General features: G+C 59.3%; 9 protein-coding genes. 8 read left to right on the top strand and 1 reads right to left on the bottom strand.

Features of this window, described 5'->3' with window-relative positions:
• Positions 1-9 precede the first annotated feature (9 nt).
• From C7433_RS03215 to cobA, 4 genes are read left to right on the top strand one after another with little or no spacing between them, the layout of a single operon-like run.
• Positions 10-798, top strand: a complete 789-nt coding sequence (locus C7433_RS03215) for an ABC transporter ATP-binding protein (protein WP_033741085.1) — start codon at positions 10-12, stop codon at positions 796-798.
• 10 nt (positions 799-808) lie between these two features.
• The gene (nirB, locus tag C7433_RS03210; RefSeq protein ID WP_110267596.1) at positions 809-4,882 is read left to right on the top strand and encodes a nitrite reductase large subunit NirB; all 4,074 of its coding nucleotides are present in this window, start codon (positions 809-811) and stop codon (positions 4,880-4,882) included.
• Complete coding sequence (locus tag C7433_RS03205; RefSeq protein ID WP_110267595.1) at positions 4,879-7,500, top strand: nitrate reductase; 2,622 nt, start codon at positions 4,879-4,881, stop codon at positions 7,498-7,500. Before nirB ends, C7433_RS03205 begins: the two co-directional genes overlap by 4 nt.
• A complete protein-coding gene (cobA, locus tag C7433_RS03200; protein WP_039340685.1) occupies positions 7,497-8,327 on the top strand; it encodes a uroporphyrinogen-III C-methyltransferase in 831 nt (276 codons plus the stop codon). The genes C7433_RS03205 and cobA overlap by 4 nt, the downstream gene beginning before the upstream one ends.
• A gap of 34 nt (positions 8,328-8,361) precedes the next feature.
• On the opposite strand, the gene C7433_RS03195 is transcribed toward cobA, so the two are convergent.
• On the bottom strand, positions 8,362-9,174 hold the full coding sequence (locus C7433_RS03195) for a DeoR/GlpR family DNA-binding transcription regulator (RefSeq protein WP_110267594.1): 813 nt from the start codon (positions 9,172-9,174) through the stop codon (positions 8,362-8,364).
• A gap of 343 nt (positions 9,175-9,517) precedes the next feature.
• Here C7433_RS03195 and C7433_RS03190 point away from each other — a divergent pair, with 343 nt between their 5' ends.
• Genes C7433_RS03190 through C7433_RS03175 form a run of 4 tightly spaced genes read left to right on the top strand, consistent with a single transcriptional unit; the run spans position 9,518 to position 13,498 of the window.
• Positions 9,518-10,315 carry a GolD/DthD family dehydrogenase gene (locus C7433_RS03190; protein ID WP_006118926.1) on the top strand — a complete coding sequence of 266 codons (798 nt, stop codon included), beginning with the start codon at positions 9,518-9,520 and terminating at the stop codon, positions 10,313-10,315.
• 54 nt (positions 10,316-10,369) lie between these two features.
• Entirely contained in the window at positions 10,370-11,305 is a 936-nt protein-coding gene (locus C7433_RS03185; RefSeq protein WP_033741095.1) for a D-ribose ABC transporter substrate-binding protein, read from the top strand.
• Positions 11,306-11,349: 44 nt separating this feature from the next.
• Complete coding sequence (locus C7433_RS03180; protein WP_110267593.1) at positions 11,350-11,961, top strand: DUF2291 family protein; 612 nt, start codon at positions 11,350-11,352, stop codon at positions 11,959-11,961.
• A 10-nt stretch (positions 11,962-11,971) separates the two neighbouring features.
• Entirely contained in the window at positions 11,972-13,498 is a 1,527-nt protein-coding gene (locus C7433_RS03175; protein WP_110267592.1) for a sugar ABC transporter ATP-binding protein, read from the top strand.
• Positions 13,499-13,509: the final 11 nt, after the last annotated feature.

The following is a 13,509-nucleotide window of genomic DNA, read 5'->3' as shown; positions in this document are numbered from 1 at the left end:
GGGAACACTATGCAACCTATCATTCGTGTACAGCAGGTCAGCCAGCGTTTTACCACCTCCGGCGGCGATTTTCTGGCGCTCGATAATGTCAGTTTTGATCTTCATCAGGGGGAAACGCTGAGCCTGATCGGTCACTCTGGCTGTGGTAAATCCACGCTGCTCAACCTGATCGCCGGTTTAACCCGGCCTACCAGCGGTGTCCTGTTGTGCGATAACCGCGAAGTTACCGGCCCCGGCCCTGAGCGCGCCGTTGTGTTCCAAAACCACTCTCTGTTGCCCTGGCTGACGGCGTATCAAAACGTTGAGCTGGCGGTCGAGCAGGTGTTCAAAGGCAAGATGAACAAAGCCGAAAGACGTGACTGGATCGAGCACAACCTCAACCAGGTGCAAATGAGTCATGCCATGCATAAGCGCCCCGGCGAGATCTCCGGCGGCATGAAGCAGCGCGTCGGCATCGCCCGCGCGCTGGCAATGAAACCTCGCGTGCTGCTGCTGGACGAACCCTTCGGTGCGCTGGATGCCTTAACGCGCGCGCATCTGCAGGACAGCGTCATGCGCATCCAGCAGGCGCTGAACACCACCATCGTCCTGATTACCCATGATGTGGATGAAGCCGTGTTGCTGTCCGATCGGGTGCTGATGATGACCAATGGCCCGGCGGCGCAGGTGGGCGACATCCTGACGATTGACCTGGCCCGGCCGCGTTCACGCGTGGCGCTGGCGGATGACGTGCGTTATCACCATCTGCGCCAGAAAGTGCTGCATTTTCTCTACGAAAAACAAACCTCGGCGGCATAAGGACGACACCATGAGACAACGGTTGCTGGTTGTGGGTAACGGGATGGCGGGCATGCACATGGTGGAAACCCTGGTGCAGCTGGCGCCGACGCGTTACGACATCACCGTGATTGGCCGTGAGCCGCACGGCAACTATAACCGTGTGCTGTTGTCGCCACTGCTGGCCGGAGAAACCACCGTTGCGCAAACGCTGATCCACGATCGTGACTGGTATCACCGTCACGGCATGACCTTGCTGGCGGGAGAGACGGTGGAACAGGTGAATGTCGCTGAGCGGACCTTACGCACCGACCAGCGCCTGCTGCACTGGGACCGCCTGGTACTGGCGACCGGATCGCAGCCCTGTCGGCCGTCTGTCCCAGGCAGCGACCTGCCGCATGTCAGCACCTTTCGCACGCTGCAGGATGTAGACACTTTGCTGGCGGGGCAGGGTCCGGTCGTGGTGGTCGGCGGCGGCTTTCTGGGTATTGAAGCGGCCGCCGGCCTTCAGGCACAGGGGCGTCAGGTTACGCTGCTTCATCGTCAGTCGTGTTTGCTGGACAGACAGCTGGACGCCAGGGCAGGGGAATTACTGCTGGCTCAGCTCCGGGCGCGCGGCATTCGCTGTGAACTGAATACCAGCCTTGCGGCGATCCGGACGGATAGCGTGATCCTCCACGATGGCCGGGTGCTGGCGGCGCAGCAGGTGGTGATGGCCATTGGTGTCCAGCCGGCAATCGCCCTGGCGCAGGCCGCCGGGATTCCCTGCCAGCGCGGCATTCTGGTGGATCGCCAGTTGCGCAGTGCGCACGCGGGAATTTATGCCGTAGGCGAATGTTGTGAAATCAGCGGCGAGACCTTCGGTCTGGTCGCGCCCTGTCTGGCCCAGGCGAAGATTCTGGCGGCGCAACTGGCCGATCGGCCTCAGGCGGATTTCTACAGCGCAGCCACGGGCACCCGTCTCAAAGTCAGCGGTATTTCCCTGTTTAGCGCCGGTGACGTTCGCGAAGCCCCGTCTGTCACTAGTTTTGACCCGATCGCCGGGCACTATCGCCGCCTGTTCCTAAAAGACGGCCGGCTGAACGGCGTGCTGCTGTATGGCGACTGCCAGCAAAGTGGTGCGCTGCTGAACCAACTCCATAATGCCGGACCGGTTTCTGTGAATACGCTGTTCGGCCTTGATGAACCTGAAACGCAGCCGCTGGCTGCAGGAAACCCTGTGATGAGCCAAACGAAACCTGTATTAGCCGTGGTGGGTCACGGCATGGTCAGCCACCATTTTCTGGAGCAACTGGTCGATCGTAACCTGCATCAACATTATCACGTGGTGGTTTACGGCGAAGAGCGCTATCAGGCTTACGACCGGGTTCACCTTTCCGAGTATTTCACCGGTAAAACGGCCACGCAGTTGTCGCTGGTAAGCGAAGAATTTTTTGCCCAAAACGCGATTGAACTGCGTAGCGGTTGCCGGGTAGAGGCGATCGATCGCCAGCAGCGCAGCCTGCGCGACAGCGCGGGCCGTGAGCTGGCCTGGGATAAGCTGGTGCTGGCCACCGGCTCGCGCGCCTTTGTCCCCCCGGTACCCGGCCATGACGGCGAGCGCTGCTTTGTCTACCGCACGCTGGACGATCTGGATGCCATCGCAGCCTGTGCCCGCCAGAGTCAGCGCGGCGTGGTGATCGGCGGCGGGCTGCTGGGCCTGGAGGCCGCCAACGCGCTGAAGCAGCTTGGGCTGGAGACCCACGTGGTTGAGTTTGCGCCGCGCCTGATGGCTGTGCAACTGGACGAAGGCGGGGCGCTGATGCTGCGGCAAAAAATCGACGCGCTGGGCGTGACGGTACATACCGCGAAGCAGACCGAACAAATTGCCAGCCAGCCTGACGGCAGTCTGGTGCTGCACTTTGCCGATGGCGGCGAGCTGGCCACCGATCTGGTGCTGTTCTCTGCCGGTATCCGTCCGCGTGATGAGCTGGCCCGCAGTGCCGACATCAGCGTGGGGCCGCGCGGGGGCATTACCATCAATGACCATTGCCAGACCAGTGACAGCGACATTTATGCCATCGGCGAATGCGCGCTGTGGAACGGGCAGATTTTTGGCCTGGTAGCGCCGGGCTACCAGATGGCGCGAGTGCTGGCCGGGCATCTGGCGGCCGAACCCGCGCAGTTCACCGGTGCCGACATGAGCACCAAACTGAAGCTGCTGGGCGTAGAAGTCGCCTCCTTTGGCGATGCGCACGGCAAAACACCGGGCAGCCTGAGCTACCACTGGGCCAATGGACCCAAAGGCATTTACAAGAAGATCGTCGTGAGCGCTGACAATACACGACTGCTGGGCGGCGTGCTGGTGGGAGACAGCAGCGACTATGCCACCCTCCTGCAAACGATGTTAAATGACATGCCGCTGCCGGCAGCACCGGAAGCGCTGATTTTGCCTGTATTAAATGGCGCGCCGGCCAAAGGGTTGGGCGTCGCTGCGCTGCCGGACAGCGCCCAGGTGTGCTCCTGTCATAACGTCAGTAAAGGCGATATCTGCCAGGCGGTGCAGAGCGGCTGTGGCGAGATGGCCAGTATTAAAAGCTGCACCAAAGCGGCAACCGGCTGTGGCGGCTGCGCTGCGCTGGTAAAACAGGTGATGGAGTTTCAGCTGGAAAACCAGGGCGTCGCCGTTAAAAAAGACATCTGTGAGCACTTCGCCTATTCCCGTCAGGCGCTGTATGACCTGATCCGTATCAATGGCATCAAAACCTTTGACGAGCTGCTGGCCAGCCACGGACGGGGCTGTGGTTGCGAGGTATGTAAACCGCTGGTGGGTTCGCTGCTGGCCTCGTGCTGGAACGATTACCTGCTGAAACCGGCCCATTTACCCTTACAGGACACGAACGACCGTTACTTTGCCAATATCCAGAAAGATGGCACCTATTCGGTAGTGCCGCGCGTGCCAGGGGGCGAGATCACGCCACAGGGCCTGATCGCCATCGGCGAAGTGGCCGCGCGTTACGATCTCTATACCAAAATTACCGGCGGCCAGCGTATCGATCTGTTTGGTGCGCGACTGGACCAGTTGCCTGCTATCTGGGAAACCCTGCTGGAAGCCGGCTTTGAAACCGGTCATGCCTACGGAAAATCCCTGCGTACGGTGAAATCCTGCGTTGGCTCGACCTGGTGTCGTTATGGCGTGCAGGATTCTACCGCCTTCGCCATCGCGCTGGAGAACCGGTATAAGGGCCTGCGCGCACCACATAAAATCAAGATGGCCGTGTCCGGCTGTACCCGCGAATGTGCGGAAGCGCAAAGCAAAGATATCGGGGTCATCGCCACGGAAAACGGCTGGAACCTGTATGTCTGCGGCAATGGCGGCATGAAGCCACGCCATGCGGAACTGTTTGCCAGCGATCTGGACGATGACACGTTGATCCGGTACGTCGACCGGATTCTGATGTTCTACGTGCGCACGGCGGATCGCCTGCAGCGTACCAGCGTCTGGATGGATAACATGGAGGGCGGGCTGGACTACCTGCGTGAGGTGGTGATTCATGACAGCCTGGGGATCGCCGCCACGCTGGAACAGGACATGCAACAGGTGGTGGACACCTGGCAGTGTGAATGGCAGACCACGCTGGCCGATCCTTCGCGACGTGCGCTGTTTACCGCCACAGTGAACAGCGATCACCCGGATGAAACGCTGCACTATGCGCGCGTGCGCGGACAGCGCCAGCCCCACAAGGCCAGCGGTATTCCCCTGATGCATCTGCCCGCCGAACCCTGGAGCGAAATCTGTCCGCTGGAGGCCATCCCGCCAGAGGCCGGCATTGGGGCCCGTCTTGGCAGCGTCCGTATTGCTTTATTCCGTCTGGGTGATGACTGTTATGCGCTGGAGGATCGTGAGCCAGGCAGCGAAGCCAGCGTGCTGTCACGCGGCATCCTTGGCGATGTTGCCGGGGAGCCGGTGGTGATCTCTCCGCTTTACAAACAGCGGGTGCGCCTGCGGGACGGACAGAGCCTGGATAACCCTCAGCATCAACTGCGCTGCTGGCCGGTCAAACTGGAGGACGGCCAGGTGTGGGTCGCCAACCGTCCGCTTAACCTGATGGCGCAGGCATCATGAAAACCACCTGCGCTTATTGCGGTGTGGGCTGCGGCGTCGAGGTCACGCAGTCGCAGAGCGCGTCGGCTCAGGTCCGGGGCGATGCCAGTCATCCGGCGAATGCCGGGCGGCTGTGCGTGAAGGGCGCGGCGCTGGGCGAAACCCTGACACAGGCCGGACGGTTGCTGCATCCTCAGCTTCATCACCAGCGCGTCAGCATGGAGGCGGCGCTGGATGCCGCGGCTGACGGACTGCGCAGGATTATCGATACGTACGGCCCGGAGGCGGTGGCTTTTTACGGTTCCGGCCAGTTACTGACCGAGGATTACTATGTGGCGAACAAGCTGATGAAAGGTTTTCTCGGCGTCGCCAATATCGATACCAATTCACGCCTGTGCATGGCCTCAGCGGTGACGGGCTATAAACGGGCGTTCGGTGCGGATGCCGTGCCGTGCTGTTACGAGGATCTGGAGCAGGCCGAGGTGGTTATCCTGGTCGGCTCGAACGCCGCCTGGGCTCATCCGGTGCTGTTTCAGCGCCTGAAGCAGGCAAAAACGCAGCGCCCTGAGATGCAGGTTGTGGTGATCGATCCGCGCCGCACGGCCAGTTGTGAATTCGCCGATCTGCACTTACCGCTCCGGCCGGGCAGCGATCCGGCCCTGTTTTCGGGCCTGTTGCACTGGCTGGAACAGCATGGCGGCATTGACGCCACGATGCTGCCGCATCTGGACGGTGTAGACACAACCTTACAGGCCGCGCGGCAGTGGGATTGTGCGACGGTGGCAGCCCATTGTGATATCAGCCACGACATGATCGCCGCGTTCTACCGGTTGTTTACCCGGCATGAGCGCGTACTGACCTTATGGTGTATGGGCATCAACCAGTCACAAAGCGGCAGTGACAACAACAATGCCATTCTCAATGCGCATCTGCTCAGCGGCAAGATAGGCCGACCCGGCTGCGGCCCGTTTTCGCTGACCGGACAGCCGAATGCGATGGGCGGGCGGGAGGTTGGCGGACTGGCCAACCAACTGGCGGCTCATATGAGTTTCACTGCGGAAGACTGCGACCGTTTACAGCGTTTCTGGCGCAGTCCGCGTATGGCGCGTCAGCCCGGCCTGACGGCGGTCGATCTGTTCGACGCCATTGATCGCGGGGCGGTCAAAGCCGTATGGATTATGGGCACCAATCCGGCGGTTTCGATGCCAGAAGGCAATCGCATTGCCCGGGCGCTGGCTGCCTGTCCGCTGGTGATAGTGTCAGACGTACTGGCGCAAACGGATACCACCGCCTTTGCGCATATTTTGCTACCCGCGCAGGGATGGGGGGAAAAGAACGGCACCGTGACCAATTCTGAACGTCGGATTTCCCGCCAGCGCGCGTTTATGCCCCCGGCCGGAGAAGCGAAACCGGACTGGTGGTTACTCGCCCAGGTCGCCCAGCGTCTGGGTTTTCATGAAGGCTTTGCCTGGACGCACCCGGCAGCCATCTTCCGCGAACACGCGGCGTTGTCGGGGTTTGAGAACAACGGCCAGCGCGCGTTTGATATTAGCGGTCTGGCCGGGATGAGCGACGCACAGTGGGATGCGCTGACGCCGGTGCAGTGGCCGGTCAACGCCCGCTATCCCCAGGGTTGCGCGCGGCTGTTTAGCGACCGGCACTTTTACCATCCTGATGGTAAAGCCCGCCTGTTGCCACCGGCCACGCCGCAGCCCGTCGCGTGCAGGGCGGCGTATCCGTTATTGATGAACAGCGGACGGATCCGCGATCAGTGGCACACCATGACACGCACCGGTCTGGTTCCCCGGCTCATGCAGCATTGTGATGAGCCGTTTGCAGCACTGCATCCGCAGGACGCACAACACTATGGCCTGTGCGCAGGGGCACTGGCACGGGTGCAGTCCGACGCGGGCTGGATGACGGTGCGCGTGACGCTGGACAGCGGTCTGCGACGCGGTGAGATCTTTGTCCCTATGCACTGGAACCGACAGTTCAGCCTGCAGGGCACGGTCGGCGGGCTGGTGGCCTCAACCCGCTGTCCGGTCTCGGCACAGCCTGCCTTTAAACAAACCGCCGTACGTATCCAGCCGCTCCACACCCGCTGGCAGGGCTGGCTCTGGCAGCGCGACGTAAGCCCGCCTGACGGGCTGCGCTACTGGGCGCGTACACCCTATGAGGGCGCGCAACGTTTTAGCCTGGCCGGAGACGGTTCGCCAGAACAGTGGCTCACGGCAACGATCCCGCTGGACGGGCTGCAACGGCAAACCGCCCACGCGGCGGAACCGCATTACCGCCTGCTGGCCTGGGGCAACGGTGAGCTGCAGCTGGCCTTTTATGCCGGCGCGTCGTTACCCGCGATCGATCATGACTGGATTGCACAGGCTTTTCGCCAGGCGCCGGCGAATGCGGCGGAACGGCATGCTCTGCTGGCGGGACAATCGGCACAACGTGCCGTGGCTGGCCGGACGATCTGTAGCTGCTTTGGCGTCGGAGAAAACACGATCTTACAGGCGATTAAACAGGGCTGTCACAGCACCCAGGCACTGGGTAACGCACTCAACTGTGGTACTAACTGCGGCTCCTGTCTGCCGGAGCTAAAACACCTTTTGCTTTCCGTTGCTGTACCGGAGGAAGAATGACGATCGCGATCAACGCTTTAGATAAACTGCTGGCGCCGGAAAACGCGTCCAGCCCGGGCAAGGTCTGGCTGGTCGGGGCCGGGCCGGGGGATGTGGAGCTACTGACAGTCAAGGCGCTGCGTCTGCTGCAACGCGCGGACGTCGTGGTTTATGATCGCCTGGTCAGCGAAGCGGTGATGGCGGAAGTCGCCAGCAGCGCGCTCTGTATCGACGTCGGTAAACAGCCGGGTCATCACGGCCTGAAGCAGGCACAGATCAATCAACTGCTGGTGGATCTGGCCGCCAGCGGGCGCAATGTCGTGCGGTTAAAAGGCGGCGATCCCTTTATCTTTGGCCGTGGCGGCGAAGAGATGGTCAGCCTGCAGCAGGCGAATATTGTCTGCGAGGTGGTACCCGGCATTACCGCCGCCGTGGGCTGTGCGGCTGCCAGCGGCATTCCGCTGACGCACCGTGACTGCGCCCAGTCATTGCGCTTTATCACCGGGCACGGGCGCAGCGGCGAACCGCAGCTGGATGCGGCGGCGCTGACCGCCACCAATCAGACGCTGGTGTTTTACATGGGGTTAAGCTGGAGCAGCGTGATTAGCGCCCGGTTACGGGAATATGGCCGCAGTGAGGCGACGCCGGTGGCAATCATTGAAAACGGTACGCGCCGGGACCAGCGGGTGCTGATCACCACGCTGGCCGGGTTACCTGATACGGTCGAACAGCAAAAACCGGTGTCGCCGTCGTTACTGATTGTGGGCGACGTGGTGCGCTATTACCGTGCCGATCTTATGGCTGCCCAACCGCGCGAGACGGCGATGAGCGTGACGGCATCGCACTGACGATGACGGCGTCGGGGGAAAAATCAGGGACAGACTATCCTGACCGGCGGGCCGGAGTGGGCGCAACCAGCACCCTGACGCCCAGCGCTTCAAAGGCCGCAATATGCGACGGGCTGATCCCACTGTCGGTGATCAGATAGTGGATGTGGCTCCAGTCGCAGGGCAGGGCAAACATCGAGACCTTGTCGATTTTGCTGGAGTCCGCCACGACATAAACGGTACTGGCGGAGTTAATCATCGCCATTTTCACTTTAATATCGGTTTCACTGGGAAAGCTCAGGCCCAGCCGCGGCGAAATACAGGCGGTGGCGAGAAACAGCTTTTCCGCCAGCACATTTTCAAAAAAGCTGGCCGCTTTATCGCCCGACGTTGACAGCGTCGGAAACTTAAAGGTGCCGCCTGTCAGCAACACATTAATGCCCGGCTCACCGCCCAGTTTCAGGGCGATGTTGACGGCGGTGGTCACCACGGACAGACGGCGAATGTGGCTGATGGCATCGGCAATCGCCGTCGTTGTCGTACCGGAATCGAAAATCACCGTATCGCCATTTTCGATGTGCTGCGCGGCCAGACGACCAATGGCGTCTTTCTCTTCCAGATGCGTCTGACGTTCAAGCTGCAACAGGCCGGTGTTCTGCTTGCCGGTCACCAGCGTTGCGCCACCATGATAGCGTTGTACAAACCCCTGTTTTTGCAGCATGCGCAGGTCGGTCCGCAGCGTGGCCTCGGTAAGCCCAAAGGTTTGGGTTAACGCTTTAACCGTTACCGTGCCGTCTTCCCGAATCATCTCTAAAATCTTTTCACGCCGCTGCTGCATTTCAGCTAACTGCTCAGTTTTGCTTTTCAATCGAAATGCTCCCTCTTTTACTTGCATCGGGCTTCGTGCATTCACGCGCTGTGAAAGAGTTTACCTTGCCGGTTTCGCGTTGGCGAGTGAGCCCCGACTCTCTGTGTGTTTTCGAACGAAAATCAATATGATTTATTGTCGCCTCCTGTCTCTCACCCTGTCACCGTTTGCACCGCCTGTTTCACGGGATCTGTAATCTGGATCACGGGATTTTAACGGGCTGTCGCTGCCTGAAGGGCATTTTCGCGAAATTTGATCTTAGCCACATTAACCATCAATTCGATAGCATATATTTTTGTTCGAAAATGATTGTGGGGAATTAAAAACCTGAGAGGACAGTCGGATGAGCAGTGAATATGACGTTAACCTGCGTTATGGCGTAGACAACAACATGGATCTCAGCGGCAAAGTAGCCGTGGTGACGGGCGGTCTGGGCGGCATTGCCATGGCCAGTAACGAGATGTTGTTGAAGAAAGGGGCTCGCCTGGCGCTGCTTTATCCGCCTTTTGAAGCCGAAAAAGCGGAACACCTGCGTGAGACGTTCGCCGGTCAGCCGGTGCAGCTGGTGTGCTGTGATGTGACGGAACCTGCCGACGTTGAACGGGCGTTCGGGGAGGTGGAAAACCACTACGGACATATCGACATTCTGGTGAACTGCGCGGGCTATGTGATGCTCCAGCCGGTGCTGGACACCGAATTTGCGGAATGGCAAAAGCAGATCGCCGTCAATCTGACCGGGCCTTTTCTGTGCTCGCAGGCAGTGGCGAAACGCATGGTCCGGGCTGGCAACGGCGGCAAGATTATTAATATCGCCTCTCAGGCGGCCTCCATCGCTATCGACAACCATGTGGCCTATACCTCGGCGAAAGCTGGCCTGCTGGGTATGACAAAGGTGATGGCGAAAGAGTTCGCCCCGCACCGCATTAACGTCAATACCTTATCACCGACGGTGGTACTGACGCCCATGGGCGAAAAAGCCTGGCGCGGTGAGAAGGGCACAGAAATGAAAAAACTCATCCCCTTGGGCCGCTTTGCCTATACCGACGAAATTGCCGCCGCCGTCCTGTTCTTTGCCAGCAATGGCAGCGACATGATCACCGGTGCTGACCTGATGATCGACGGTGGATTCACCATCTGGTAAGGCGACCGGCCCGTCATCTTTTCCCTGCCACAACGATAATAGCGAGACATCACCATGAAAAAAACGACGTTGCTCTGTACTTCGATTGCCGCCTGCCTGTTTTCCCACGCGGCGCTTGCCGTGGAAAAGGGCACCATCATGATTTTGGTTAACTCCCTGGATAATCCCTATTACGCCTCAGAAGCGAAGGGGGCCAATCTGAAAGCGCAGGAACTGGGCTACAAAACCTCGGTGCTGTCTCATGGTGAGGATGTCAAAAAACAAAACGAGCTGATCGATGCGGCCATCGGCAAAAAAGTGCAGGGCATCATTCTGGATAACGCGGACTCGACAGCCAGCGTCGCGGCCATTAAGAAAGCGAAAGACGCCGGGATACCGGTGGTGTTAATCAATCGCGAAATCCCGGTAGACGATGTGGCGCTGGAACAAATCACCCATAACAATTTTCAGGCCGGTTCGGATGTGGCCAACGTGTTTGTCGAGAAAATGGGTGAGAAAGGCAAGTATGCCGAGCTGACCTGTAACCTCGCAGACAATAACTGCGTCACCCGTTCAAAATCCTTCCACCAGGTGCTGGAACAGTATCCCGATATGCAAAGCATCGCCCGTCAGGATGCCAAAGGCACGCTTATCGACGGCAAACGCATCATGGACAGCATTTTACAGGCCCACCCGGACGTAAAAGGGGTGATTTGCGGTAATGGTCCGGTTGCGCTGGGCGCGATTGCCGCACTAAAAGCGGCAGGCCGCAACGATGTGGTCGTGGTCGGGATTGACGGCAGCAATGACGAGCGTGATGCGGTGAAAGCCGGGACCTTAAAAGCCACCGTCATGCTGCAGGCCCAGGCGATTGCCGCGCAGGGCATGACTGACCTGGATAACTACATCCAGAAGGGCGTCAAGCCGGAGAAACAACGTGTGATGTTCCGCGGCATTCTGATCACGCCAGACAATGCCAAAAACGTACAAGATTTTAACTACAAGTCGTAATTCACGCGTATTGCGCCCGTCTTTACGGGCGCCAGGGAGAATGTATGTACAACCGACTCTGTCTGATACTGGTGGTTGCCGCGCTGAGTGGCTGCCGTATTGTCTCGCAGCAGGAACTGGCCGATCTCAAGAATCCCCCCAATCCGCACATGGCCAACATCCACGCCCTCTGGCAGCAGAAGCTGGTTCCGCAGATCGTCGCTCAGGCCAGACCGCTGGGCGAGTTGATGCAGCGGCTGCAGGCAGAGAAGGATCTGGACAGCGCCTGTAAGGCGCTCGGCTATCGCTCACAAAGCGAAAACCCCTGTGTCTTTAGCGTCAGTGTCAGCGGCGATGTCACGGCGCTGGAGACCACCTCGCGCAACGGCAAAATGAAAGTCAAAGATGCATCAGGTGACACTGTCACTATTCAGACGGGCCCGATCATTCGTGGTACGGCGCTGCGGGATGCGTATAAAGGCACCAGCTATCAGGACTTCAACAATCAGGACCTGTTCAGTGATTTTGGCAAAGCCATTAATCAGCAGGCCGTCAACATGATGAAGGACAGCCATATCAAAACCGGTGATCACGTCCAGGTGGTAGGGGTGTTCAGTAGCTGGGATATTCCGCGCGCCCTTCCTGCTATCACGCCAGCCCAGATTACGCGTCAGTGAGGAGGTGATCATGCCTGAAGCGCAACCGCAAGACGACGTCATTATTGAAACGCGTGGCCTGTCACGCGTGTATCCCGGTGTGACCGCGCTGGATCAGGTCAATTATCGGGTCTATCGCAACAAAGTAAATGTGCTGATCGGGGAGAACGGCGCAGGCAAATCCACCATGATGAAGATGCTGGCGGGGGTTGAAACGCCCTCATCAGGTGAAATCTGGCTGGATGGCAAGCCGGTTGCGCTCAGTTCCACTCATCAGGCTGAGAAGTTGGGCATCAGCATTATTTTTCAGGAACTGAACCTGTTCCCCAATATGAACGTGATGGACAACATCTTTATCGCCAACGAATTCTTTCAGCGCGGCGTCATCAATGAAAAGTACCAGTATCAGCTGGCCCAGGCGCTGCTGGAGCGGCTGGAGCTGGACGTCGATCCCTGTGCGCCGCTGGATGAGTTGGGCATTGGTCATCAACAACTGGTAGAGATCGCCCGGGCGCTGTCAAAGGACACGCGCGTGCTGATCATGGACGAACCCACCAGCGCCCTGAGTCAGTCGGAAGTCAAAGTGCTGTTCAACGTGATTGAGCAACTCAAGCGACGTGGTGTCACCATCATTTATATCTCCCATCGGCTGGAAGAACTGATGGAAATTGGCGACCACATCACCATTTTCCGGGACGGGCGCTTTATTGCGGAACGGGAGGTGCGCGAGGCCAGCGTGCCCTGGATCATTGCGCAAATGGTGGGCGACAAGACAAAACATTTCGACTATCAGCCTGCCGTACAGGGCGAAACGGTACTGAAAGTCGACGGGCTGACGGCGCTGCATCAGAACGGCGGTTACCGCCTGAATGCAGTCAGTTTTAGCCTGCGCAAAGGCGAGGTGATTGGGATTTATGGTCTGCTGGGTGCCGGGCGAACGGAGCTGTTTAAAGGTCTGATCGGGCTACAGCCCTGTCAGGACGGGCATATCTGTCTGGGTGAGCAGCGACTGGATACCTGTAATTTTCAGCAGCGGCTCAGGCGTGGGATTGCGCTGGTGCCGGAGGATCGCAAGGGCGAAGGCATCGTGGGGTTGATGTCGATCACCGCCAACATGACGTTGTCCGATCTCAGCCTGCGCGGGTTTCGACGCGCGCTGGGCCTCGTAAACCCTGAACGGGAGCAGCAGCGGGTGAATGACATGATTCGGCAGCTGGCCATTAAAGTCAGCGACAGCGAACTGCCCATCACCTCGCTGAGCGGCGGCAACCAACAGAAAGTGGTGCTGGGCAAAGCGCTGATGACCGGTCCTCAGGTCGTCCTGCTCGATGAACCCACGCGCGGCATTGATGTGGGCGCCAAAACCGATGTGTACCACCTGATTGGTCAGCTGGCGCAACAGGGGCTGGCGGTCATGTTTTCGTCGTCTGAACTGGATGAGGTCATGGCGCTGGCCGATCGCATTCTGGTGATGGCCGACGGCCGTATTACTGCCGATCTTCCCCGCGCGGATGCCACGCGCGAAAAACTGATTAGCGCGTCAACCCCGCAAGCCTGAGGTGCCGGAGA

Origin of the sequence: Pantoea sp. PNA 03-3, from assembly GCF_003201175.1 — a bacterium.
GTDB lineage: Bacteria > Pseudomonadota > Gammaproteobacteria > Enterobacterales > Enterobacteriaceae > Pantoea > Pantoea stewartii.
This window is presented reverse-complemented; position numbering and strand designations above follow the sequence as displayed.